This window comes from Gemmata algarum, assembly GCF_034097035.1.
Classification (GTDB): Bacteria; Planctomycetota; Planctomycetia; order Gemmatales; family Gemmataceae; genus Gemmata; species Gemmata algarum.
This window is the reverse complement of the sequence record NZ_JAXBLV010000215.1, coordinates 13241-37320: the sequence shown is the minus strand read 5'-3', so window position 1 is coordinate 37320 and position 24080 is coordinate 13241. Positions and strand designations below refer to the sequence as shown.

Annotated in this window: 19 protein-coding genes; 9 read left to right on the top strand and 10 right to left on the bottom strand. The window is 66.1% G+C overall.

The genetic code is table 11. The annotated features are described in order from the left end of the window. The first annotated feature begins 3 nt into the window (after window positions 1–3). Both R5W23_RS25755 and R5W23_RS25750 read left to right on the top strand, forming a co-directional pair. Window positions 4–606, top strand: coding sequence for an RsmD family RNA methyltransferase (locus R5W23_RS25755; RefSeq protein ID WP_320688833.1), 603 nt, complete (start codon window positions 4–6; stop codon window positions 604–606). A gap of 356 nt (window positions 607–962) precedes the next feature. Continuing rightward, the gene (locus tag R5W23_RS25750; RefSeq protein ID WP_261187437.1) at window positions 963–1190 is read left to right on the top strand and encodes a hypothetical protein; all 228 of its coding nucleotides are present in this window, start codon (window positions 963–965) and stop codon (window positions 1188–1190) included. 130 nt (window positions 1191–1320) lie between these two features. Here the strand turns inward: R5W23_RS25750 and R5W23_RS25745 are convergent, their stop codons facing one another. From R5W23_RS25745 to R5W23_RS25735, 3 genes are all read right to left on the bottom strand, one after another. Continuing rightward, entirely contained in the window at window positions 1321–1758 is a 438-nt protein-coding gene (locus R5W23_RS25745; RefSeq protein ID WP_320688832.1) for a peptidase associated/transthyretin-like domain-containing protein, read from the bottom strand. A gap of 70 nt (window positions 1759–1828) precedes the next feature. Beyond that, window positions 1829–2842: a DUF1559 domain-containing protein gene (locus R5W23_RS25740; RefSeq protein ID WP_320688831.1), complete on the bottom strand. Its 1014-nt coding sequence runs from the start codon at window positions 2840–2842 to the stop codon at window positions 1829–1831. 351 nt (window positions 2843–3193) lie between these two features. Continuing rightward, complete coding sequence (locus R5W23_RS25735; RefSeq protein ID WP_320688830.1) at window positions 3194–4420, bottom strand: PQQ-binding-like beta-propeller repeat protein; 1227 nt, start codon at window positions 4418–4420, stop codon at window positions 3194–3196. Between the two features lie 1235 nt (window positions 4421–5655). Here R5W23_RS25735 and R5W23_RS25730 point away from each other — a divergent pair. The 3 genes from R5W23_RS25730 (at window position 5656) to R5W23_RS25720 (ending at window position 9488) form a co-directional block, all read left to right on the top strand. Then, the gene (locus R5W23_RS25730; protein ID WP_320688829.1) at window positions 5656–8247 is read left to right on the top strand and encodes an ATP-binding protein; all 2592 of its coding nucleotides are present in this window, start codon (window positions 5656–5658) and stop codon (window positions 8245–8247) included. Window positions 8248–8467: 220 nt separating this feature from the next. Then, complete coding sequence (locus tag R5W23_RS25725) at window positions 8468–8998, top strand: hypothetical protein (RefSeq protein WP_261187442.1); 531 nt, start codon at window positions 8468–8470, stop codon at window positions 8996–8998. 19 nt (window positions 8999–9017) lie between these two features. Beyond that, entirely contained in the window at window positions 9018–9488 is a 471-nt protein-coding gene (locus tag R5W23_RS25720; protein ID WP_320688828.1) for an L-2-amino-thiazoline-4-carboxylic acid hydrolase, read from the top strand. A gap of 13 nt (window positions 9489–9501) precedes the next feature. Here R5W23_RS25720 and R5W23_RS25715 read toward each other — a convergent pair whose 3' ends face one another. After that, window positions 9502–10827 (bottom strand): PHP domain-containing protein, encoded by a 1326-nt coding sequence (locus tag R5W23_RS25715; protein WP_320688827.1) that lies wholly within the window; start codon window positions 10825–10827, stop codon window positions 9502–9504. 146 nt (window positions 10828–10973) lie between these two features. On the opposite strand from R5W23_RS25715, the gene R5W23_RS25710 reads away from it, so the two are divergent. Further along, window positions 10974–11627, top strand: coding sequence for a hypothetical protein (locus R5W23_RS25710; RefSeq protein WP_320688826.1), 654 nt, complete (start codon window positions 10974–10976; stop codon window positions 11625–11627). A gap of 14 nt (window positions 11628–11641) precedes the next feature. Here R5W23_RS25710 and R5W23_RS25705 read toward each other — a convergent pair whose 3' ends face one another. From R5W23_RS25705 to mutS, 3 genes are all read right to left on the bottom strand, one after another. After that, complete coding sequence (locus R5W23_RS25705) at window positions 11642–12136, bottom strand: dTDP-4-dehydrorhamnose 3,5-epimerase family protein (protein ID WP_320688825.1); 495 nt, start codon at window positions 12134–12136, stop codon at window positions 11642–11644. Between the two features lie 19 nt (window positions 12137–12155). Then, window positions 12156–13286, bottom strand: coding sequence for a HEAT repeat domain-containing protein (locus R5W23_RS25700; RefSeq protein WP_320688824.1), 1131 nt, complete (start codon window positions 13284–13286; stop codon window positions 12156–12158). Between the two features lie 104 nt (window positions 13287–13390). Then, on the bottom strand, window positions 13391–15985 hold the full coding sequence (gene mutS / locus R5W23_RS25695; protein ID WP_320688823.1) for a DNA mismatch repair protein MutS: 2595 nt from the start codon (window positions 15983–15985) through the stop codon (window positions 13391–13393). Between the two features lie 182 nt (window positions 15986–16167). Here mutS and R5W23_RS25690 point away from each other — a divergent pair, with 182 nt between their 5' ends. Then, window positions 16168–17046 (top strand): RpnC/YadD family protein, encoded by an 879-nt coding sequence (locus tag R5W23_RS25690; RefSeq protein WP_320688822.1) that lies wholly within the window; start codon window positions 16168–16170, stop codon window positions 17044–17046. A gap of 7 nt (window positions 17047–17053) precedes the next feature. On the opposite strand, the gene R5W23_RS25685 is transcribed toward R5W23_RS25690, so the two are convergent. The 3 genes from R5W23_RS25685 to R5W23_RS25675 form a co-directional block, all read right to left on the bottom strand. Beyond that, window positions 17054–17476, bottom strand: a complete 423-nt coding sequence (locus R5W23_RS25685; RefSeq protein WP_261187450.1) for an ATP-binding protein — start codon at window positions 17474–17476, stop codon at window positions 17054–17056. 76 nt (window positions 17477–17552) lie between these two features. Next, a complete protein-coding gene (locus tag R5W23_RS25680; protein WP_010043054.1) occupies window positions 17553–17918 on the bottom strand; it encodes an STAS domain-containing protein in 366 nt (121 codons plus the stop codon). Window positions 17919–18175: 257 nt separating this feature from the next. Then, window positions 18176–19249: a hypothetical protein gene (locus tag R5W23_RS25675; RefSeq protein WP_320688821.1), complete on the bottom strand. Its 1074-nt coding sequence runs from the start codon at window positions 19247–19249 to the stop codon at window positions 18176–18178. A 135-nt stretch (window positions 19250–19384) separates the two neighbouring features. On the opposite strand from R5W23_RS25675, the gene aceE reads away from it, so the two are divergent. Together aceE and R5W23_RS25665 are read left to right on the top strand one after the other, a co-directional pair. Next, the gene (gene aceE, locus R5W23_RS25670; protein ID WP_320688820.1) at window positions 19385–22213 is read left to right on the top strand and encodes a pyruvate dehydrogenase (acetyl-transferring), homodimeric type; all 2829 of its coding nucleotides are present in this window, start codon (window positions 19385–19387) and stop codon (window positions 22211–22213) included. Between the two features lie 119 nt (window positions 22214–22332). Beyond that, window positions 22333–23985, top strand: a complete 1653-nt coding sequence (locus R5W23_RS25665) for a 2-oxo acid dehydrogenase subunit E2 (RefSeq protein WP_320688819.1) — start codon at window positions 22333–22335, stop codon at window positions 23983–23985. Window positions 23986–24080 lie beyond the last annotated feature (95 nt).

Sequence of the window (24080 nt, the reverse complement as noted above, 5' to 3'; positions counted from 1 at the left end):
GTTATGCTCGAAAAAGTTCAGGTCCGAATCGTGGCCGGGTCGCTCCGCGGGCGGAAGCTCACGGTGGTGGTCCACGAGGGGATGCGCCCGACCCCGCAGATGGTGCGTGAGGCGCTGTTCAGCATCCTCGGGAACGCGGTGCCGGACCGCGCGTTTTACGACATTTTCGCCGGCACCGGCGTGATCGGCCTGGAGGCGGTCAGCCGCGGCGCGTCGGTCGCGCGGCTGATCGAGAAGGACCCGCGACAGGTCGCGGACATCCAGAAGTACGCCGAGCAGTTCGGGGTGTCGGCGCGGGTGCAGGTGCTCAAGGCGGACGTGTACCGGTGGGCGGAGCGGTGGCTGCCGCCGAAAGACCCGGTGAACCTGTTCCTGAGCCCGCCGTTCCCGGACCTGAGCGAGAAGGCCGACGAGTTTCTGGCGCTGGTGAACGCGCTGTTCGCAAAAGCGCCCAACGAATCGGTGCTGACGATCCAGGCCGAGGAGGGCTTCCCGCTGGACCGCTTGCCGACCCCCGAGGCCTGGGACGTGCGCAAGTACGGGCGCAACATCCTGTTGTTCCTGGTCATTTCGCGCGACGGCGCGGCGCCCCCGGCGACCGCGTGAGAACGTGACGACCGCTCGGATGCGACCCGGCGCCCCGCCGGCGCACGCATGGGGGAAGCGGGCACGTTCGGAACAAAGTTCCAGACCGGTTGATGCCTATAGTTTCCAGTTCCGGGTTGGTTTAAGATTGGTTACCGTGATCGCCGTTTCTGCAAAAGGCTGCTACCGCCCGGGTCAGTACAGCCCGTCCGACGGTGTTGACCGGGCCTGAACATTTCGGCGGCCGGGCGCGCAACAATGTTGGCGGCCCGTTTGTGGTGGGGAGGGTGGGGGAAAGCCCCGGTCGGCCAGGTTGACGGATGCTACTCTCATTCCTAACCTTCTTTCTTCTTCGATCCGACTGGAGGTTTGAGGCAATGACGTTCGAGGAGGCCCTGATCGAGCTGCGGGCCAAGCACCCGAAGGCGGACCTGAGTCCGTCGGTCAAACGCGGAAAGGCCGCCGAGCGGGCGGTCCGCGTCAACTTCAAAAAAGACAAAGGCGGGCTGTACGTCGGACGTGACACCGACGGGACAGAAGTGCTGGTGTACTTCAACGACGACGCCAAGGTCATCGCCTGCACCGAGATCGAGCCCGACGAGTGACGGTCGGAAAGGGCCGCGGTCAGCCGCGGCCCTCTCGACTCGTCTCTTTACGCTTGGCGGGCGAGGTTCTGAGCGAGTTTAGGCGGTTGCGCGTGGCCGTGAAGCCAGGGGCAGAACGAGACCCGAGCGGCTACGACTTCGGCCCCGTAGGGGCCGACGGTCCGTTACGTTGTAGCGCGAAATCATGTACCTTCTGGTCCGGGCCGACCGTCGCCGACAGGCCCGAAGTCGCGGTACTGTGATACTTGTTCGGGATGTTGTTCACTTTCTTGTACTTCGTGCTGGGCAACCCGCCGGTGTTCTCTTCGATGTACGGCGGGGAGACGAGGACGTTGTAAGTGCCCTTATGAAGCTCGGCGGAGTAGCGCCCGTCCGCACCCAACCGCACTTCGGCCCCGCGGCCCGTTTTCTCATCGACGAACTGCACCACACCCTCGCCGACCGGCTGACCGTCGAACGTAACCGCCCCCGTGATCGGGATCGGAACGTCGTCGGGCGCGCAGCCGGCAACCGCACACAGACCGACGAGCATCGACCAACTGTACCGCCGGCCGGGGTATCGTCGCATGATGTCTTCCCCAATGAAGGTCGGTTCGTGGGGCACAAAGGGCGCCCCGCCCGCCGCTGCCCCGACCGTGTCAGGGCACCGACACCACGTTGCCGTCGTCCTTGTCCACGGCGTTCTGAAGGACGAGCAAGTCGATCGAGTTGGCCAGGAACGACACTGAACCGTCCCCCCGCAGGGTCATGACGCCGCCGCTGTGGCTCGAGGCGAGTGGGGTGTTGCAGTTCCCGTTCTTCTGCCAGTTCGCGGTCACGGGCGGGTTAGGGACCTGGCGCACGGTCGTATTGCCGAAGCAGCGGGTGTCGTTGTTCGGGTCGTTGGTCCCCAGCCACGTGCCGTCCCCGGCGGGCAACCGCGGGTTCTTCACGCCCATCGTCGGGCCGCTGTTGGTCACGGCGGTGCGGTTGTCCTTGTTCCCCCTCAGGTAGGCCGACTGCTCGGCGATGACGATCGTGTTCGACGTGCCGTCGGTGATGTCGCCGAGCCGGACGGCCTTGATCCCCGGAAACGCGCCACCGGCCGAATGGTGGGCCGCGCCCTGTGGGGTGGTGCGGTCGGTGGTCGAGTGGTTGCTGCTCCCGGACAGGCAGACGTAGCTGCTCCACTGGTATTGCCACGTCGTGCCGCTGTACACCAGGTCCTGCGTTTCGGGCAGGTCGGAGGACGGGCAGCGGTAGATCTTCGGGCGCAGGTCGCGCACGATCGCCCGCTTCTGGTCGAAGGTGCCCGTGCTGGTTCCCATCCACCACGTCGAGTCCTGGGTGGACCCGCCGGTCCCGGCGGAGAGCGCTTGGTACGAGTTGCCCTGTTCGACGAACTCCGTAATGACCCACCAGAACGAGGCCCCGTGCCGCCCGTCCACCGCGCCGGTTTTGCGCGTCTGCGGCGGGAGCGTCTGGTACGCCGATTCGTAATTGTGGATCGCGAGGCCGACCTGCTTGAGGTTGTTGGAGCAGCTCATGCGGGCGGCGGCCTCGCGCACCTTTTGAACCGCCGGGAGCAGCAGCCCGATCAGGATCGCAATAATCGCGATCACCACTAACAGCTCAATGAGCGTGAACGCGGACCGATGGCGGCGCGGGGGCATGATACACCCTGGGAAGAGGACAGGGAGCAAATAAAAAGACAACAGACAGTCGAGGGGCGCAAGCGTCCCCTTTGTCTCCGGCACGCGATATTAATGCCGGGTTAAAGAGACCGCAAGGCAAGAAAGCAAGATCGATCGATCGTGATCGAGAGGCGAAATGTGGCCGAACGGCCGGATCGGTGTCGGGTTATTCTGCGTTTCGCATTGGGCCAGTTGCCGCACCCGCTTGCCTCAGCCGGCGGCGCATTCGTGACTCGGCGTCGCGTAGTCGGCCATCAGGATGCGCGCGACGCCCCGGGCGTGCGCCCGCCCTTTCCCGACACAGGGCCGGGAACGCGGTCGTGCTCGCGATCACTCAACGGTCCACAAGGTGATGGAGTCTTTGTCCTTCACGTAGATGCGGTTACCGGTTGCGATCGGGTACGCGTAGGTCGCGCTCGTGCCGACCTTGTAATTCGCGACCTTCTTGTACTCTTTGTCGCTCGGCTCGAACACCGTGAGTTGACCGTTCGGCGGAAGTGCGAGCAGCACCGCGCCGGCGTCAACGATGTTACCGTACCCGCGCCCGCCCGTGAGCGGTTCGGTCCAGGCGGTCTTGCCCGTCTCGGCGCTCACGCAGAAGAGCGCGTCCGAGGCGGTCAGCCCGAAGAGGCTTTTGCCGCGGACGACCGGCGTGTTGTACAGCACCGACTGGTCCTTGTTGGCCCACGTCTCTTTGGCCTCGAACGTGTCGCCCTTCTTCTCAACCGTAAACGCGCGGGTGCCGCGGTTGGCCCCCGAGAAGATGACGGTGTTCCCTTCGACAACCGGCGTGGACGAGTTGTACCCGCGCCCGGTGACCGCGAACGCGGTCTTCCACAGCAACTGGCCCGTCTTCAGGTCCAACCCGATGATGCTCGCGGAAGTCTCCGCGACGACCGTCTTCGTGTCCCCAACGGTCATCAGCACCGGCGAGGCATACGCAGTCCCTTCGTTGGTCCATTGCCACTGTTCCTTGCCGCTAGCGAGTTCGTAAGCCGCGACCCCGCCGCCGCTTTCACCCCCGAACTGGGCCACCACGAGCCCGTCCGCGACGACCGGCGAACTGGACGTGTGGAACCGGGGGATGCCTTTGGTTTCCACCCGCCACACCTTCTTACCGGTGGCGGCGTCGAGGGCCGAAAGGGTACCGTTGACGCCGAGCGTAACCACCTTACCCTGCGCGACCGCGGGCGAGGCCCGCGGCCCCGGGAACCCGCTGTCCGCGCCGCCTTTGAACGCCGCGTCGTACTTCTCGATCCAGACTTCTTTTCCGGTGGCGGCTTCGAGGCAGCGGGCGACCTCGGCCCCGCCCTCGCGGGTGAACGCGAACAGCTTGTCCCCGACGAGTGCGGGCGTCGCCACCCCGTCGCCCACGGTCACCTTCCACTTCTGAGTCAGTTCCTTGGGCCACGTTTTGGGCGCCTGGAAGTCGGCGGCGCGGCCGTCCCGGTTGGGGCCGCGCCATTGCGGCCAGTCGCCGTGCGCAGGCCCGGCCAAGACCGCAAGCGCGAGGCCGAGAGCCGGTGAACGGCGTAACAGCTTGTGAGCGCGAGGCATGTGAGGGCTCCGGTCGATGTGTGATGCGGGCGAAGCACGCGACATCCTACCGTGCCCGCCGGTCACGGAGTCTGAGAACGGGGTGAGTGACGCCCCGCTTTACCTCCCGGATCTCGACGGATCGATGGTATCCATACAAAGTTCTATCCAATTTAGCAACATATTCGTACATAATAAATATTGCCACTTTTCTTGACGAGCCGCGACCCGTGCGGGCCTCACGGGTCTGAAGGCAGCTTTTGACAGGATCGACAGGATGAACATGATGAAGACAGACTGATTTTAAATCCTGTTTATCCTGTCGATCCTGTCAAAAGCTGCCTTCAGAACCGTGCGAGTGTTCGTGCCCCGCTCCCGGGCGGTCGCGGCTCGTCAACAAAGCGACACCGCAGGCGGGTTCATGTATCAGTGCCGCCCGCGGCAGCGCGGGCTGACATCAGCCGATCGGCGGGCGAGCCTTGAGGGTGTTAGGGCTCGAACGCGCCGGAGCATGTGGCGCCCATTCCCAATTCGGAACTTGAAGCAGGACGTACTGTTTTTGTGCATCGTCCGGACCAGAACAGTCGGGCGACTCGCGTTGGCTTTGGCTCCTGCCGTCTGTCTTCAGGCTCGCTTTACAACCGCAGACGCGCGAAGGCGTCCAGATGAGTAACGATCGACAAAACTATTCAGCATAGCCGAGTGGATGGGCCGTCCGTTCGTCCGCCACTGTAACGGGGGTACAGTGCCGCACCCGAAACCGCGCTGGTAGGCTGCCGACTGGTCATTTGCTGGCGTCGAACTGGTCACGAACTGGTGGATTCGCTGGGGCATTGCTACCAACGAATCACCGAAACACCGAAACTCGAGATCACTAAGATCGGGCCGCGTTGCGCAGAGGCGATCTGTAGCAACATGTTTCAAATCAAACACTTGCCGCAGGACACCTCCGAGCGGGCTGACTAATTCCCGAACGATATTGAGGACCGGGGACCCGTTTCAGGCGATTCAATCTTCCGGAACTACCATCCGGGAGAAAACGGGCGGAATGGCACCGGATGGTGCGGTCACTCGGCTGACGAAAGGCGCGCGAACGAGCGACCGGTGGACGAGAGCATTTGCCGAAAGGCAAGAAAACCCTTGTCAGGAAAATCCCTCACGAGATTATGGTCTGGCCGTAAATGGCGTTCTAAGGTGTGTGAACCGCATTGTGAGGACTGATTTTCTGGTCCAAGCCTGTCGGTTTTAGGTGTTCCATGTCCGACTACCATACTCCCTCGAACCACCCCGCGCCGGGTGCGGGGCTTTCGCTCCGCGACCGCACGTGGCCCGCGTGGTGTGGGGTAGGGTTGTCGGTCGTCGCTCTGATGGCATCGGCGGTATTCGCCAGAACGACCCTCCAGGAGTACCGTGACGCCGTCCACTGGTACCAGAACACCATTGAAGTGCTCGATGAGCTTGAGTGTTTTGACGCGGCCTCGTTCCGCGCCCGCTCGTCCGCACGCGCATACGCTCTGTCCGGTGAGGATTGGCAAGCGGCACGGGTTCACGACTCCCTGTCCCGGACCGCGGTGCAGGTGGTCCGGATCCGCGAGCTGGCGGAGAACAACTCGAACCAGCAAATGTTGCTAAAGCAATTCGAGCCGGCCTTCGAACAATTCCGCCAGAGGACAACTGGGCTCGTCGAGGCGCGCCGGGGCGGCGCGACAGCGAACGAACTGGCCCGGCGGTCCGAGGAGCTCACCGATGTCTCGGACACGCTGGTCGAAACGAGCCAAGCAATGCAGACCGAGGAGCGGCGCCTGCTCCAGGCGCGTGCAGACGCGGCCGAAGAGGCGGCCCGGTGGTTCGGTAGCGCGGTCGCGGTGTGTGCGACCGCCGGCACCGGGCTCGCATGTGCGAGTGGGTTCTGGGTGTTTCAGGCGATGCGCCGGGCGCGCCGCGCGCGGGACGTGGCCGAGGAAGCGAGTCGGGTCAAGGGCGAGTTCCTGGCGAACGTCAGCCACGAGCTCCGAACTCCACTTAACGGCATCATCGGAATGACCGACCTCACCCTGGCCGGGGAACTTCCACCGGACCAACGGGACCGGTTGCTCCTGGTCCGTGAGTCGGCCGGCACGTTACTCACCCTGGTCAACGACCTCCTCGACCTAGCCAAGATCGAAGCCGGGCGACTGGACCTGGCACCGGTCCGGTTCGAGCTTCAACGGGTCGTCGGCCGCGCGCTGCGGCTGTTGGCGGAGCGGGCTCGCAACAAGGGGCTGGCGCTGCGGTGCGACATCGCCCCAGAAGTGCCCACCGAAGCGGTGGGTGACCCGGACCGGTTGGTGCAGATGCTCACCAACTTGGTTTCCAACGCGATCAAATTTACCGAGCGTGGCGGGATCACGGTTCGCGTGCGAGTGCCGGAACGCGATGTCAGCGGGCTTGCCGTCGCGTTCGAGGTCGCGGACACCGGGATCGGAATCCCCGCCAACCGGCTGGACATGATCTTCCTCCCGTTCGAGCAGGCGGACGGGTCAACGACCCGGAAGTACGGCGGTACCGGGCTCGGCCTGTCGATCGTCGACCGGCTCACGCGCATGATGGGCGGCGGCGTAACCGTGGCCAGCGAACTCGGGCGAGGCAGCACGTTCACGGCAACGGTTCGGCTCGGCACGGTTTCGAGCGAGACGATCCTGCTGCCGCCCGCGTCCCTCACCGGGGTCCGGGTGCTGGTGGCCAAGCCCCCGGGTCCGGACCGGGACACACTGGCCCGGCTCCTGAGCGGTTGGGCGATGCGCCCCGAAACGGAGGACACGCCGGCCGGGGCGGTCGCTCGGCTGGCCGCCGGTGGCTTCGGACTGGTCGTCGTTTCGGAAGAGCAAACCGGTGATCCGAGCGGCGCCGAACAGGTTGTGTCCGCGGCCGCAGGTGTGCCGGTCATCGTACTCCACTGGGGCGCGCCGGGCATGCCGCGGCGCTGGGCCGCGGTCGGTCTGTCCGCGGCGCTCGCTCGGCCGTACACGCCGTCGGACCTGTTTGACGCGGTCATGGCGGCCCTGGACCCGGCGGTCCCGGCGGACACAACGGAGCCGGAAACCGCTCCGCTCGTGCCGGGGCGCCGGTTGCGCCTCCTCTTGGCAGAAGACAACCGGATCAACCAGCGGGTTGCGCAGGAGGTTCTGGGACGAGCGGGGCACACCGTGGTGACCGTGGCCGACGGGGCACAGGCGGTGGCGGCCTGGGAAGCCGGCGCGTTCGACACGGTACTGATGGATGTCCAAATGCCGGTGATGGGCGGGCTCGAGGCCACCGCGGCGATCCGCGCCCGCGAACGAGCGCGCGGCGACCGACGCATTCCGATCGTCGCAATGACCGCGCGCGCGATGGCCGGGGACGAAGCCGAGTGCCGGGCGGCCGGCATGGACGCTTATGCCCCGAAACCACTGGACCCGGTCCGTTTAATGCAGATCCTGGCCGAACTGGTGCCCGCCCCGTCTCCCCCACCTCCCCCGGCCGAACCGGTGTGCGACCTGGAATGGCTCCCCGCGGACCTGCGCTACGAGATCGCGGCGCTGTTCATCACCGAAGTCCCGGGCGACCTGGCCGCCGTTCGTGGGGCGGTCGCGGCCGGGGACGCGGCCCACCTCGCCCGGGCCGCGCACCGGTTGGCCGGTTCGCTCGAGAGCCTGCGTGCCGGACCGAACTTGGCGATCGCCCGCCGGCTGCAAGCGATGGGAAAAAGCAACGACCTGACCGGCGCCGCGACCGCACTGAGTGAGTTGGAGCGGGAACTCGATCGGCTCACCGTGGCGCTCCGGGCGTTTGTCAGCGCCCGCCCCACGCCGTCGTCAAGTGGAACGTGAGCGCAACCGGTGCGCGACGCCCCGGGGTTCGCGGCAGGGCCGTGTTCGAGCTTGGGGAGCTGTAAATGGTCACGAATTGGTCTTTTTTCCTTGCAGCACCAGTTGGCCGTGGCTATTGGCCTGCGAACCTGTTTCCCGATCGCAGTGACGTGGCACGCCAAGACCGTTCGGCTGGTCGGCGCGGTGTCGGGAACCGCTGTTTCGACGGAGGGAGCCGTCCGTGGACATTCCGAGCCATATTTGGGCACGCGGGTACGAGCGGAGCGACCCGCACGAGCCGCTGTTCGGGCGCTACATTCGGATCGACCTGACCGGGCGCCCGAACCTCCGCGCGACGTTCGATGCGGTCGCGCAACTAGTGATGTACGGGCAGCAAGCGGCCGAGGTGGTGCCGTTCTCGCGGGTTTCGTGGGGGGTGGTGATCTACGGCGTCGAGCCCCACGAGGTCGCCCGCATCGAGGCGGTGAAGAGCGAGTACGTGGCGATGTGGGAGCGGCACCCGAACGTGTGGCCCCAGTTGGAGCCCCGCGAGGTGGTGTTCAGCGTGTGGTTCGTGGACCGCGGGCTGCGCCCGTTCCTCGGGTGCGTGTGTGAGGAAGCCCCGTGGGACCTGTGGGTGTCCGGGCGCGACATCCGCACCGAGCGTCTGTACCAGCGGCTGCTTTCCGAAGGCCAGGCGCCCATCCTGATGGCGCTCAATGCGGTTCACGCGGCCGAGTTGAGCGACGCATGGGGCGGGCCGGCCGCATGACCGGTGTGCGGAGCGAACCGTGACTCCCCTTCCCCTGCTCCAGCAGCGCGAGATCGAGGCGGGCGTGGTCGCGCCTCTGTTCCGGGCGTTCGCAGCGGAGGTCGGCGAGCACCGGGCGCGGGAGATCGTCGGCGGGGTGGTGCGCGAGCTCGCCAAGCAGGCCGGGTGCGCCGCCGCGGGCGGGGGTAATGCACTTGAGCACCTGAAGGCCGTTGTCGAAAAGTGGGCCGAGGGCGGCGCCCTCGAGTTGACGGTCCTGCGTGACGCCCCGGGTGCGTTCGATTTCGATGTGACCCGGTGCCGGTTCGCGGAGATGTACCGCCGGCTCGGGTTGGCCGAACTCGGCGGTCTGCTTTCGTGCGCACGCGATGCGGCCATGATCGAGGGGTTCAACCCGGACATCGCGTTCGCGCGGACACAAACCATCATGGCGGGCGCGGCGCACTGCGACTTCCGGTACCGGCTTTCCGGCCCCGCGCCCGGGTCTTGATGCGCCCCCGCGCCTACGGGACGATCGGCTGTGTCCACGCGACCTCGACATCGCCCTTCGCGTAAGGGTTCGCGGGCGACTTCGTGCTGATCACCTTCGCGCGCACGTACAGCTCCTTCCCGGTGAGTGTGTACGACGGAGTCAGCTCGGCTGAGACGGCAATAACCTTACCAATGTCCGCAGAATATGTGCCGGTCACCGGCGTCTCCTTGCCGTCCTTGTCCTTGAACGTTTTCGGGGTGCCGGCTAGGTCGGTGCCCTTCATTGTGGCGACGAACTCGGTCTTGTACGTCACGCCGGGCTCACCGCGGATCGCGATTTTCAGCGTATTTCCGTCTCGCGCGACCTCGTCGAGAACCACGCCGGTGCTGGCGTAAAAGTCACCGGCCTCGAGCCCCTTGACGGCCGTCTCGGCGGTGAGGAACGGTGCCCGCACCATCACCCAGCCGCGGCCCGGGTTCACCTTACCGAGGCCGTACTCGTGGTACCCGTGCGAATCATCGGTCGCCAGTCCGTACACGATCGGCAGGTTGTGCTTGCCGAGCCGCAGCGCGAGCGTGATGTCCCAGATCCGCTCGCAGCTCGCGTGATCCGGGTCGCCGTAGTTGCGCACCCCGGGGTGCCCGTTGAACACCTCGAAGAAGCGCAGCTCGTCCGCCAGCAGCATCTCCTCGGCGCGCACGCCCCACTGGAAGTTCGGGTGGTTGAGGAAGGCGATCATCACGCGGCTGGTCTTCGCCCGCTGCTCGTTCACCTGGCGCAGGTTCACCCGCACCGTCTCAACCGCGTCGGTCCCGTCCAGAGGCTTGATCGGGTCGCGCAGGTTGATGCCGTTGATGTGGACCGGCCGTTTGGCGTAAGCGTGAGTGATCTCCTCGGAGGGGATCAGCAGGAACTTGCCCGGTTCCTCGAACAGCGACCGAAACTCGGCGAGCGGTTTGAGCCGCACCTGCGCCTTGTCCTTTACGGTGCGCGTCTCGACCCACTTTTCGCCGAACCGTTTCGTGTACTTCGCGACGGCCGACTTGCGGGTCGCGGTGGATGCGGCGTCCACCCACTTATCGCCTTCGGCGATCACGTTGTGGTCGGTGAGCGCAAGGAACTGGTAGCCGTTCCGCTTGTACCAGTCGGCGACCATTTCGGGGAAATCATCCCCGTCGCTCCAAAGAGTGTGCGTGTGCAGGTTCCCTTTCCAGTACCGCGGGGCGGCCGTGGTGACGGCGGCGGGTTCGGGCGCCGCCGGAGCTTTTGCTCCGGGGTCCGTGTCCTGAAACGCGACAGCCGCGGCGAGCGCGCTCGCCGTGAGTGCGACGACAACAAGTGGTCGGGCGGGAAACATGATCCACCTCGGCAGCGTGAATAAGTGGTACGGAAAGTATGCGAAGAGCGCCGTGAGGTTGAACGCCGGCGGTACAGTTTCCGCAAAAGTTCATGCCCCGACCGCCGTGGTCGGGTAACCTGCTGGCTCCGACCAGGAGCAACCCCGTGCCGACCTCACCCGGACTGTCCCGCAAGTATCCGCAGCACTACCCTGCGCCGCGCAAGTACGCGCTCGTGATCGGGTGTGTCGACTGCCGGCTGCTCGACGACTTGGTTCGGTTCCTCGACCACGACAACCTGACCAACCGCTACTACCAAGCGACGTTCGCGGGGTGCACGATCGCGCTAAGCTCGAAGGCACCGGTCTACTACCCGCGGTGCGACAAAGGCGGCAACCCGATCGGCGAGCCAATGGATTTTTCCGCGTGGCAGAGTGCCGCGCTCGACCACCTGAAGCTCGTCTTGAAGCTAACGAAAGGTGACTTGACCGACGTGTACATCGTGGAGCACGCGGACTGCGGCGCGTACCGAGAGTTCATCAAGTTCGACTCGCAGGCGGACCCGAGGCGCGAGCGCGAAAAGCACGCCGAATACGCGCGGGCGTACGCTGAGGAACTCATGGCGTGGTACGACTCGCCCGAGGGAAAAGAGTTGGCCGACGAGTTGCGTGAGAAGTTCGGCGCGGAGGTCCGACCACCGCTCGTACGCGGGTTCCTGATGGACCTGCGCGGCGGCGTGGAACCGCTGTTCGATCTCCCCGGGAACAGGAAGAAAGCGAAGACCACCCGCTCCGCTGCCGACGACGAACACTACATGTGATCCGCGGCACCGGTTCAGTCGATTCGGTACGGACTGTTCGGGTCTTTCTCGTGCCGGATCTCGTCCACCGGCTCCTGCTTCAGCCACCCGGCGTACAGGCGGTTCGCCGCGTTGAACACCCACCCGTCCTTGTCGCCGACGTTCTTGTAGCCGTGGACGACGCCCGAAGGGACGATCAGAGCGAACGGCTCACTCTCGCCGATGTCGCGCACCTCTTTCTGCCCGAACGTGGGCGACGTTTTGCGCGCGTCCCAAAGGTAGACGCGAAACGTCGACGGGCCGGTGAAGCAGAAATAGTCGGCCTGATCGACGTGCTCATGCGGGCCGCGAGCGACGCCGGGTTTCGTCATGGAGACGTAGGCCATGACCGGATGAAACGCGGGCGGCACGAGGTCGTTGCGGAACAGTTCCACGAGCCACCCGCGGGGGTCGGTGAAGAACTTTAGTGGAATCCACGCTACATCATGGATCGGGCCGCGCTCAACGTACTTCGGCAGGGGAACATTCATTGGGTCTTCGGCATCCGGACTACGGATTCGGTTTCTGCTCGATCTTAGCAATGGCCGCGTCCGCGGCACGGCCAAGTTCCATGAGTTCGTGGTACGGTGTGCGAGGGGTTAGGCTCCCGTCTGAGTTTACCCGGTAGTTCGTTGCCAGCGCACGGGCGCCCTCGGGCGAGGAAAGGCCGACCCCCGCAACGATCCCGACCGCGAAACCGGTGCTGACCAGTCGCCGGAGTTCAGGCAATGCGGCGCGTGCCTTCGGGCCGATCTCACTCAGGGTCTGCACCGCGTCGTGGGCGGAGAAGTGGCGCGATACGGTATACCGCTCCTTCTCAACCCGTGTGGGAAGTTGCGTTAGTAGTTCGGCGAGCACCGGCACCCCATCCGAACTGTTGTTACACGCCCACAGTAACACTGCCGCGCGATAACGTGTGTGCGGGTCGTGGTGCGCCAGCAATTTCTGGAGGGCCGGCCCCGCCGACGCTGCCTTCGGCCCGAGCGCCTCCAGACACCTGAGCGCCTCGTAGCGTGACCGTCCCTGATGAGCTTCCAGCAGTTCCAGTAAGAGCGGAACCACGTCCGGCCCCACGCTGGCCAGCGTCCACACGGGTTCGGTGATGCCCTCGGCGACCTTGCTCAGTACGTAGCGCCGCAGCGCCGGAAGCGCGTCCTTGGCCGGTGGGCCGATCGCGCAAAGTTGTTCGTACACCCCACCACCGAGCCGCTGGTCTTCGAGCAACGGTGCGAGAGCAGAAACGACATCCTTCGGCTCGGGGCTGATGGCGAGCAGGGCGTTCAGGGCAAAGCGATCGTGACCAAAGTCGAACGCGGGCTTGGACCTCAAGGCATTGAGGACCGCTGGACGGGCGGCCTTGGCGGCGGGGCCAATGGCCGCCACGATGACGAGCACTTGTGAGCGGTAAGCCGGGGAGCGGTCGGCGAGCATTTCAATGAACGTGGGCAGGGCTGGGGCGGCGTCCGGGCCGAACGCCTTGAGAGCTTCCGCCGCGGGCGCCCGTTGTTCGGCCGTATCGCCCTTTTGAAATTGCGCCACCCAGTAGGCGAGCGGCTTCCCCTCGTACTTCGGTTCGGGTTTATCTCCCGCGAAGGCTGGCGCCACTGTAAGCACAACCAGTGGGAGCAGAGAAACGCGCACGGGCCACCCTCCGAACACAGGATCGTGTCGAAGCGGCATTGTGTGATGTCGGTGCCATCGTCGTCAACCACAACCGGGCGCTAATCCGTTGCTCGCGGCGTTGATCAGAACGGCACGTCGTCGCCGTCCCCGAACAGGCTCGGGCCGGTCGCCGCTTGGGGTTTGGACTTGCGCCTCGGCGCCTCGGGCGGCTGAACGATCTTCGGCTTCGGCGGCTCGACCCGCGGCGGTGTCGCCGGGGTCGGTAGGGGGATAGGTCTCGTCACATCGGGCACGGCGACGGGCGCCGCCGGTACGTTCGACAGGTCGTGCCCCTTCTCCAGCGTCCCGAGCACCGCGGTCGCGCGGGCGAGGACGCTCCCCGGGACCCCCGCCAGCCGCGCGACGTGGATGCCGTAGCTGCGCTCCGCGTTCCCCGGCGCGATCTTGTGCAGAAAGACGATCTCCTCGTCCAGCTCGCGGACCAGCACGTTGTAGTTCCGGAGGCGGGGCAGCGTCGCCGCGAGCTGAGCCAGTTCGTGGTAGTGCGTCGCGAACAGCGTCCTGCACCCCAGCGTGTCGTGCAGGTATTCGGTCATCGCCCACGCCAGCGAGACGCCGTCGTAGGTGCTCGTCCCGCGGCCGATCTCGTCGAGGATGACCAAGCTCCGCGCCGTCGCGTTGTTCAGGATGTTGGCGGCCTCGGTCATCTCCACCATGAACGTGGACTGCCCGCGGCTCAACTCGTCGCTCGCGCCGACGCGGGTGAAGATGCGGTCCGTCAGCCCCACTTTCGCGCTCTTCGCGGGCACGAAGCTCCCGACATGCGCCATCAAGGTAATGAGGGCCGCCTGGCGCAGGAACGTCGATTTGCCGGCCATGTTCGGCCCGGTGACGAGCCAAAACGCTCCGTCGTCGGGGCCGAACACCACATCGTTCGGGACGAACGTGCCGGGCGGCAGGAGTTGGTCCAGAACCGGGTGCCGGCCGTCGCGGATGTCGAGAACGGCCTCCTCCACGAGTGCCGGGCGCACGTAGTTCCGAGCCGCCGCCAGTTCCGCCAGGGCCGCCAGCATGTCGAGCGCCGCGAGCACTTCTGCGGTGTTCAGCAGGCGCGGCGTCTGAGCCGCGACCTGGTCCCGCAGCGTCACAAAGAGTTGGAGCTCCAGCGCCTTGCTCTTGTCCTGAGCGGTGACGACCTTTTCCTCGTACTCACGCAGCGCCGGCGTGTAGTACCGCTTCGCGTTCTTGAGCGTCTTCTGGTGCTTGTACTCCGGCGGCGTCTTGGTCTCGTTCGCGTTGGTGATTTCGAGGTAGTAGCCGTCGATCTCGTTGTAGCCGACCTTCAGGCTGCCGATGCCCGTGCGTGTGATCTCCTGCGCCTGGTAGCGGGCGATCCAGTTCTTCCCGTCGGTGGTGAGGGCGCGAAGCTCGTCGAGTTCGGCGCTGAACCCAGGGCGGATCACGCCGCCCTCTTTGGCGATATGCGGCGGGTCGTCCTCGATCGCCTTGTCCAGCAACTCGCGGATGTCCGGGCACAGTTCGAGCCGCTTTTCGAGGTCCTGGAGGAGCCTGGACCGCCGGCCCGTGAGCTTCGCCTTCACCGCGGGCAGGTGGCGCAGGGTGCGAGCGATCGCGGCCAGGTCGCGCGGCCCCGCTTTCGCGGTGGATACGCGCGTGGTGAGCCGCTGCATGTCGGAGCACGCGTCGAGCTGGTCGCGCACGGACTGCCGGAGGGCGTGATCCTTCAGAAGTTCTTCCACCGCGTCGAGTCGGGCGCCGATCGCAGCCACGTCCGTGAGGGGGGCCAGGACGCTGTCGTGCAGGAGCCGGGCGCCCATCGGGGTGACGGTCCGGTCGAGCACCGAGAGCAGCGACCCGTCGCGCTGGTTGTCGCGCAGGGTCCGGGTCAGCTCCAAACTGCGCCGGGTCACCTCGTCGAGGGTGAGCAGCGCGTCGGGGCGGTGCGGCCGCAGCCGGCGGATGTGCTGCAGACTGGCCTTGAGCGTCTCCTGGAGGTAAATGACCACCGCGCCGGCGGCGACGAGGCACGTCTGCGCGTCGTCGAACCCGAAGCCGGTGAGCGTGCCGACCGCGAAGTGCGTTTTGAGCGCCGCCAGCGCCGTCGCGGGGTCGAACGTCCAGTCCGGGCGCGACACGCGACTCTTCGGCAAGTACGCGCCGGCGGCCTGCGAGACGGTGTTGGTCAGCCCCTCGGCGTACAGGCACTCGACGGCACTCAGCCGGGACAGTTCGTCTTGAAGGCGCGGCACCGGAACATCGGTGGCCGCGAAATGGCCGGTGGAGAGATCGACCCACGCGAGACCAAAGAACCCGGGCTTCCCGGGCGCGATGGCGACGAGGTGGTTGGGCGCGCGAGGGTCGAGCAGCCCGTCGTCGGTCACCGTGCCGGGGGTGACGATTCGGTTCACCTCCCGGTGGATGATCTTCTTCTTGGGGTCCGGGTCCTCCATCTGCTCGCACACCGCCACGCGGTGCCCGGCCCGCAGCAGCATCCCCAAGTAGTGCTCGAGCTTATGGACCGGCACCCCGGCCATTGGGATCGAGCCGTCGCGCTTGGTGAGCGTGATGCCGAGCACCCGCGCCCCCAGTTCCGCGTCGTCCTCGAACAGCTCGTAGAAGTCGCCGTTGCGGAACAGGACGATCATGCCCGGGTGCTGGCTCTTCGCGTCGTGGTACTGCTGCATCATGCGGGACATGGCATCGCCCGGTCGGGGGTCGGAAGTCCGGCGTCGAAACGTAACGGGGCCGCACAGAAGTTTATCGGACTGTGCCGCGGATGGGAATCAGCGAAGTCAGCACCGCGCGCCGAAGCGCGGGCCGTTCTTCCGGTTGAACCTGTCGCCCACCACCGATTACAATCGGGCCGGAGCGAACCGGCATGGCGAAACCGTTCGACGCGACGCTCAACTCGCTGATCGACTTGCGCCCGGGCGACTGGGCCGGATACTTCGCGCACCTCACCGGCATCCCGTCGGGGCCGTGGGACTCACTCGACACGGACCTCGCCACCACGCTGCAAGCGGACCGGCTGTTCCGCATCAACGGCCCGAAGCCTGCTCTCCTGCATCTGGAACTGGAAGCGAACCACCGCCTCGGTGTGCCCCGCGAACTCCTGCGGTACAATACGCTCATCGACCACCTGCACGACTTACCCGTTGAGACGGTGCTGGCCGTGTTGCGCCCGAAGGCGCTGGCCAGCGACCAGAACGGCCTCTACACACGGACCGGCGTGAACGGCGGGGTGATCGCACAGTTCCGGTACCGCGTCGAGCGCGTTTGGGAGCGTGACGTGGCGTACTGGCTCCGGGGTGGCATCGGCTTGGCCCCGCTCGCGCTGCTCACCGACGAGGCCGGCGCGAACCTTGAAAGCGCGTTCGACCGGTTCAATCGGTACCTGCTCAACAGCGGTGCGGACGCGACCACCACCACAAGCGTACTCGGATCGTCTTTTGTGCTGTGCGGCCTGCGGTACGAACACGAGCAGGTCGCGGAAATGTACCGGAGGCTGGGCATGTTGCTGGAAGACTCGACCACCTACCAAGCGCTCATCCGCGAAGGGCGGGAGCGAGGGCTGACGGAAGGGCGTCTGGAAACCGCCCACAGTCTGCTCATCCGCCAAGGAACCAAAAAGTTCGGACCGCCGACGGGGGCTGCGGCGAACGGCTTAAGCGCGATTTCGGACCTGAGCCGGTTGGAACGGATCGCGGATCGCATGCTCGAAGCGACCGGATGGGACGACCTGCTTCAAACGGCGTAGGAGCAAATCAGGCGGGAACCTCACGAACCTTCGCCATGCGAACCACGTTCCCGCGGCCGTGGTACTCGACCTCCGTCATGAACCCGCGCATCAAGAGCAGCCCGCGGCCGCACGGCCGTTCCAGGTTCTCGATGGCCGTCGGGTCCGGAACGTCATCGGGGTTGAACCCCGGCCCCTCGTCGGTGATGCGGATGTCGAACCGCTCGGCGGTCACGTTGAACACAATGAACACCCGCTTGTCGGGGTCCAACTGGTTCCCGTGCTTGATCGCGTTGACCAGCGCTTCTTCCAGCGCCAGCTTGATGGCGAAGGTGTCGTGTTGCGTGTACCCCGCGGACTGGAGCGCGCCCTCGATCAATTCCTGAACGCGCCGGGCCTCCGCCAGGTCGCTCGGAATCGACAGTTCGATAGCGGTGCTGGTCGCGCTCATGCTCGGGTGCCGGAACCGGCGAAACGAAGGAGGGGCCGGACTCGCCCGGCCCCATTACGTGGCGAACGGGCGCGGCTCAGAACCCCTGAAGCCCGGCCTGCTCGTCCGGGTAGATCGTCAGGATCTTGTCCAGCTTCGTGATCTTGAACACGTCCAGAATGTCTTTGGCGATCTTGCACAGCACCAACTTACCCTGCACCGCTTGCAGCTTGCGGTGCAACGTGATGAGCTTGCCCAGGGCCGCCGAGGACATGAACTCGACGTTCCCGAAGTTGAGCAGCACTTTGCGACGGCCCAGCTCGTCGACGAGCCGGAACAAATCGTCGCCGATCATTTGGATGTTCTGCTCGTCCAAGATCTTCTTATCGACGAAGTTGACGACCGCGATGTCCCCGATGTCTTCGACTTCGAGCCGGCGCTTACGGGACGGTTGCGACGCCATGACGGTCACCCTTTGCGGGGAGTTTAGAACGGGGGCACGGGACGCGCAGCGGCGTGCACGAGCCGATCGATTTATGGGAAATCATTCTGGGTACGGCCCCGTCTGTCAAGTAGTTCGGGCCGAATTTACTGGCGCCACAGGCGGTTCCGGCGGTCCGACCGGCGTGTTTGCCCCGCCAAGTTCCACCCGCGTCGCAAAACAGAAGCCACGGTTAAAATCGGTACGCGCTCCGAACCCGAACATGCGCCCCCCACCGACTACGGCAGAGGGATGTCTTTGAGTTCGAACGGCACCGCCACATCGGCGAGGGGTGCCGGCGTTTCGTACACGAGCGCCCACCCTTTCCCGGTCGGGTTACCGAACCCCGCCTTCGCGTTCTCGTCGAACCGATGGATCACCCGCAGCGGGCTCGTCTGGTCCGGCTGCGGGATCTCGTACTCGTCGATGGTTACGAAGTTCCCGTCCGGTGATCGGAGCCGCAACCGGTTGTCACGGAGCCACGGTTGGCCCTCGAAGCTCTGAAACACCGGCACCCCGGGCGGGTAATCGAGCTCCAGCACGACCTCCCAAGTGTTGCCTTTCTTTTGAAGCTTCTTGAGCGCGCCGGTCACGCCGCCCAACTTCTGCGGCGGCGGCAGCGTTCCGCCGGGCGCCTCAAACTTGAACTCCAGCAACCGCTCGGCAACGGTCGCGTGGAACGCCCCCGCGAGCGCGGTCAGGCGCTCGGCCTTACGCGGCACGCCCTCGATCCGCACTTTCATCTCCGCCGTCGCACCGGACGGGAGCACTTGCGCCGACCCGCCCGCGTCCCGCAGCTTCGAGCCCCGGTCGTCCGTCAACGCGCGGACGCGCGGCGTGGTGTCGATCCGGTAGACCTTCAGCCGCGGTTCCCAGTGGACCAACAGTGTCACCTCGTGGAACGTGGCGCCCGCGTCGAGCAGCGCGCGGCCGGTGACCCCTTGCGCGACCACCCGGAACGGGCCGCTCGTGGCAACAACCTCTTTCGAGCCGCCGCGCGGCTGCAACTCCACCCGCGCCCCGCCCTCACGCACCACGATCCGCGCGCCCGACGTGTCGGCGCTCTGTTGCAGCGCGGACCAGAACGGCGCCTTGTCAAACGTGGCACCGCACTTGATCTTGAGCAGCGCTGGGGCTACCGCGATCGGCACCCCGGACTGCTTGGACAGTTCCCCGCCGACCTCTCCCAGCGACGCGCCGGCCCTGGCGAACGTCACCGCGGTCGGAACCGGTGCCGAACGCGGTGACGGTTCCGCCCGGGCCAGCGTCACGAGCGCGCCGAGAGTGAGGGGTATAATGGGCAACAAGCGCATGCGTGGCTCCCGGTCTCGGGCGGCGTCTGGTCGTATAGACGACGCGGAAGGACCCACCTATCCTAACCTTGCTAGAAGAGCCGAGCCACTCGCGGTTCCTGCCCTGCCATCTGCCCGCTCACGAGGACGTTGTCGATGCTCGTCACCCCCGACGTGTTGGCACACACCAGCGCTCGACTCCCCGACGACGTGGACCCGCAGGAAACCGCCGAATGGCTCGACGCGATTGAGGCCGTGCTCAAGCACGGCGGCCCGGAGCGGGCCAAGTTCCTGCTCGAAACGCTGATCGCCGCGACCGAGCGCGGCGGGGCCAAAATGCCCGGCGGGGTCACGACGCCCTACGTCAACACCATCCCCGTCGAGAACCAGCCCCAATTCCCCGGCGACCGGGCGGTCGAGCGGAGGATCAAGAGCATCGTCCGCTGGAACGCGATGGCGATGGTGCTCAAGGCGAACAAGAACACGAACGTCGGCGGTCACATCTCCACATTCGCGTCGGCGGCCACCCTCTACGAAGTCGGCTTCAACCACTTCTTCCACGGGAAGTCGGCGGACCACCCCGGCGACGTGGTGTTCTTCCAGGGCCACGCCAGCCCCGGGATGTACTCGCGGGCCTTCGTCGAGGGGCGGCTCGACGAGCTCAAGCTCACGAACTTCCGCCAGGAGCTCCAGCCGGGCGGCGGGATCTCGAGCTACCCGCACCCGTGGCTGATGCCGGACTTCTGGCAGTACCCGACGGTGTCGATGGGCCTCGGCCCCATCATGAGCATCTACCACGCGCGGTACAACCGGTACCTGCGCGACCGCGGGCTGGCCCAAACCGATAAGGCCCGCGTCTGGGCGTTCCTCGGCGACGGCGAGTGCGACGAGCCCGAATCGCTCGGGTCCATCAGCCTCGCGGGCCGCGAGAAACTGGATAACCTCACCTGGGTCATCAACTGCAACTTGCAGCGCCTCGACGGGCCGGTGCGCGGCAACTCGAAGATCATCCAGGAGCTCGAGGGCATCTTCCGCGGCGCCGGGTGGAACGTCATCAAGGTGGTGTGGGGCACCGACTGGGACGAGCTGCTCAAGAACGACCACACCGGGGCGCTGTCGCGCCGCATGATGGAGGTGGTGGACGGCGAGTACTGCAACTATGTCGGCCGCGACATGCGGACGCCCGACGAGGTGAAAACCGGGCGGCTCATCAGCGAGGAAGAGGACGCCGAGCGCCGCGGCCAGTACATCCGCGACACGTTCTTCAACACGCCGGAGCTGAAGGCCCTGGTCGAACACCTCTCGAACAAGCAGGTGGCCGCTCTGAAGCGCGGCGGCCACGACCCGCTCAAGGTGTTCGCGGCGTACAAGGCCGCGACCGAGCACAAGGGGCAACCGACCGTCATCCTCGTGAAGACGGTCAAGGGCTACGGCATCCCCGGCGACGGCGGCCAGGGCAAGTTCACCACGCACCAGCTCAAGAAGCTGACGGTGCAGGTCGAGGCCGTGCCCGACATGAAGCCGGAGGAGAAGGCGAAGCGGCAGATGCTCGCCGCGCTCCGCCAGTTCCGTGAGCGGTTCGAGCTGCCGGCCATTTCCGACGAGGAACTGGAACACATCCCGTTCTACCGGCCGTCGGCCGACAGCGCCGAAGCCAAGTACGTGCAGGCGCGCCGGGCCGCGCTCGGCGGGCCGCAGCCGTTCCGCAACAACCAGTTCGTGCCGTGCCGGCCGCCCGAGCGGAAGAACTTCGAGCGGCTGTACGCCGCCACGATCGCGGGCAAGGGCCAGTCCACAACGCTGGCCTGGGTCAACCTGATGACCCAGCTCTGCCGCGACGCGAACGTCGGCCCGCTGCTGGTACCGATCGTGCCCGACGAGGGCCAGACGTTCGGCATGCCGCCGATGTACAAGACGTTCGGCATGTACTCGAGCGTCGGGCAGACCTACACCCCGGTCGATAAAGGGTCGCTGTCCGAGTACCGCGAGTCGAAGACCGGCCAGATCCTCCAGGAGGGGATTAACGAGGCCGGGAGCATGGCGAGCTGGATCGCGGCCGGCACCGCGTACAGCACGCACGGGGTGAACACCATCCCGTTCTACATCTACTACTCAATGTTCGGATTCCAGCGGATCGGCGACCTCGCCTGGGCCGCCGCCGACGCCCGGTGCCGCGGGTTCCTGATGGGCGCCACCGCCGGCCGCACCACCATCAACGGCGAGGGGCTCCAGCACGAGGACGGGCACAGTCACCTCGTAGCCATGACCATCCCCACGTGCCGCACCTACGACCCCGCGTTCGCCTACGAGCTCGCGGTGATCGTCGAGGAGGGCATCAACGCGATGTACGTGCGCGGCGAGGAGTGCTTCTACTACCTCACCGTTTACAACGAGAGCTACGACATGCCCGCGATGCCGGGCGAAGAGGTCCGCGACGGCATCATCAAGGGGCTATACCCGGTGAAGACGGTGCGGCCCGAGGGCGCGAAGCTCGAGGTGCAGTTGCTCGGCAGCGGAGTGATCCTCAACGAGGCGCTGCGGGCGCAAGGCATTCTGGCCGAGAAGTACGGCGTCGCCAGCACCGTGTACAGCGCCACCAGCTATCAGATGCTCCGCAAGGACGCGATCGAGTGCGAGCGCCACAACCGCCTGCACCCGGACACGACGAAGAAGACGCCGCACGTGACTCAAGTGCTCGGGAACACCAAGGGGCCGATCGTCGCCACCAGCGACTACATGCGGGCGCTGCCCGAAACCGTGGCGCCGTACCTCAACGGCCGGCTGCTGGCGCTGGGTACCGACGGGTTCGGCCGCTCGGAGACCCGCAAGGCGCTCCGCCGGTTTTTCGAGGTGGACGCGGAAAACGTGGTGGTCGCGGCGCTCTACTCGCTGTTCCAGCAGGGCCAACTCGACCCCGGCACCGTCAAGAAGGCGGTCGCCGAGTTGGGCATCAGTCCCGACAGCCCGCACCCGTGGACGGTCTGATTTTCCGGGTCACAAGCCGTTAACTCGAAGGTCGTAAAGTCGCGTTCCCACCCCCGACTTTACGACCTTCGAGTTTCCAACCTTCGACAGCACGCGAAGCAAGCATTAGAGAGCCACATATGGACTTTCGTCTGCCGAACTTGGGCGAGGGCATTGAGGGCGGGATCGTCACCGCCGTGCTGGTGAAACCCGGCGACAAGGTCGCCGCCAACCAGCCGGTCCTGTCCGTCGAGACCGACAAGGCGTCGATGGAGGTTAACGCCGAGTCCGACGGCACGGTGGAAGCCGTTTTGGTGAAGCCCGGCGACAAGGTGCAAATCGGCGCCCCGCTCCTGAAGTTCGGCGGCGGCGGTGCGAACGCCGAGCCGAAGCCGGAAGCCAAACCGGAAGCGAAGCCCGCGCCGGAAGCGAAATCCGAAACGGCTCCGAAAGCCGAACCCGCTCCGACTAGCGGCGCGGCAAGCACGTTCGCGCTCCCGCCGCTCGGCGAGGGCATTGAGGGTGGGATCATCACCGCGGTGTTCGTCAAAGCCGGCGACGTCGTGAAAGCGGGCCAGAACGTCGTCGCGATCGAAACGGACAAGGCCGCGATGGAAGTGGCCGCCGAAGCCGACGGTACCGTCGAAGCGGTCCACGTCAAGCCCGGCGACAAGGTCAGCATCGGCGGCCAGCTCCTCTCCCTCAAGGGCGGGGCCGCACCCGCGGCGCCACAGCCGAAGCCGTCGGCGTCCCCCGCCCAACCGCAGCCCCAGACTCGGGGGGCGGACGCCCCCCGCTCGCCGCAACCACAACCGACGCACGCCGCATCCGCCAGCAGCAATGGCGCCACCAAGACCATTATTCCGGCCGGGCCGGCCACCCGTAAACTCGCCCGCGAGCTGGGTGTCGCGCTCGCCGAGGTGAAGGGCACCGCCCGCGGCGGGCGCGTCACCCTCGACGACCTCAAGGGCTTCGTCAAAGGCGAGCGCACCCGCGCCAAGGAGAGCGGCAGCGCGGGCGGGGCGCTCGCGGCCGACGCGGTCGTCGTCAACAAGTACGCGCTCCCGCCGCTGCCGGACTTCTCGAAGTACGGCGCGGTCGAAGTCGCGGATGTCGCAACGATCCGCCAGACGATCGCGAAGAACCTCACCGCCGGCTGGCGCACCATGCCGATGGTGACCCAGCACGAGCTGGCCGACATCACGGACCTCGAAGCGGGCCGCAAGCGGTTCGTGGACCAGCTCCCGAAGGGCGCCTCCAAGATCACGATGACGGTGCTCGCCATCAAGGCGTGCGTCGCGGCGCTCAAGGAGTTCCCGCGGTTCAACAGCTCCTACGACATGAACGCCGGGAAGCTGATCCTCAAGAAGTACTTCCACATCGGCATCGCGGTCGACACCGAGCGCGGGCTGGTGGTGCCGGTGATCCGCGACGCCGACAAGAAGAGCATCCGCGACCTCGCCGCAGAGGTTTCGGCCCTCGCGGTCAAGGCGCGCGACAACAAGCTGAGCATCGACGAGATGCGCGGCGGCACCTTCACGATCACCAACCTCGGCGGGATCGGCGGGACCGCGTTCACGCCCATCGTGAACTACCCGGAGGTCGCCATCCTGGGGCTGTCGAAGTCTGCGATGCAACCGATCGTAAAGGACGGCCAGATCGTCGCCCGGCTGATGATGCCGCTGAGCCTCACCTACGACCACCGGGTCATCGACGGCGCCGACGGGTGCCGGTTCACGGTGCGGCTCGCACAGCTCTTCAGCGACCCGCTCCGGCTCCTCATGGAAACGTGAGCAAAACCGAATGCGGTTGGAGAGAGAATAGTTTTCTTCTGTCACCGGCCTCTACTAGGCCGGTGACAGAAACTCGGCCGGCACATCACATTCAG

Bases quoted from the DNA above. Each gene is read 5' to 3' on its own strand.
- R5W23_RS25755 (WP_320688833.1), top strand. From the start codon at position 4: ATGCTCGAAAAAGTTCAGGTCCGAATCGTGGCCGGGTCGCTCCGCGGG.
- R5W23_RS25735 (WP_320688830.1), bottom strand. From the start codon at position 4,420: ATGCCTCGCGCTCACAAGCTGTTACGCCGTTCACCGGCTCTCGGCCTC.
- R5W23_RS25740 (WP_320688831.1), bottom strand. From the start codon at position 2,842: ATGCCCCCGCGCCGCCATCGGTCCGCGTTCACGCTCATTGAGCTGTTA.
- R5W23_RS25675 (WP_320688821.1), bottom strand. From the start codon at position 19,249: ATGCGCTTGTTGCCCATTATACCCCTCACTCTCGGCGCGCTCGTGACG.
- R5W23_RS25730 (WP_320688829.1), top strand. From the start codon at position 5,656: ATGTCCGACTACCATACTCCCTCGAACCACCCCGCGCCGGGTGCGGGG.
- R5W23_RS25665 (WP_320688819.1), top strand. From the start codon at position 22,333: ATGGACTTTCGTCTGCCGAACTTGGGCGAGGGCATTGAGGGCGGGATC.
- R5W23_RS25705 (WP_320688825.1), bottom strand. From the start codon at position 12,136: ATGAATGTTCCCCTGCCGAAGTACGTTGAGCGCGGCCCGATCCATGAT.
- R5W23_RS25750 (WP_261187437.1), top strand. From the start codon at position 963: ATGACGTTCGAGGAGGCCCTGATCGAGCTGCGGGCCAAGCACCCGAAG.
- R5W23_RS25680 (WP_010043054.1), bottom strand. From the start codon at position 17,918: ATGGCGTCGCAACCGTCCCGTAAGCGCCGGCTCGAAGTCGAAGACATC.
- R5W23_RS25745 (WP_320688832.1), bottom strand. From the start codon at position 1,758: ATGCGACGATACCCCGGCCGGCGGTACAGTTGGTCGATGCTCGTCGGT.
- aceE (WP_320688820.1), top strand. From the start codon at position 19,385: ATGCTCGTCACCCCCGACGTGTTGGCACACACCAGCGCTCGACTCCCC.
- mutS (WP_320688823.1), bottom strand. From the start codon at position 15,985: ATGTCCCGCATGATGCAGCAGTACCACGACGCGAAGAGCCAGCACCCG.
- R5W23_RS25690 (WP_320688822.1), top strand. From the start codon at position 16,168: ATGGCGAAACCGTTCGACGCGACGCTCAACTCGCTGATCGACTTGCGC.
- R5W23_RS25715 (WP_320688827.1), bottom strand. From the start codon at position 10,827: ATGTTTCCCGCCCGACCACTTGTTGTCGTCGCACTCACGGCGAGCGCG.
- R5W23_RS25685 (WP_261187450.1), bottom strand. From the start codon at position 17,476: ATGAGCGCGACCAGCACCGCTATCGAACTGTCGATTCCGAGCGACCTG.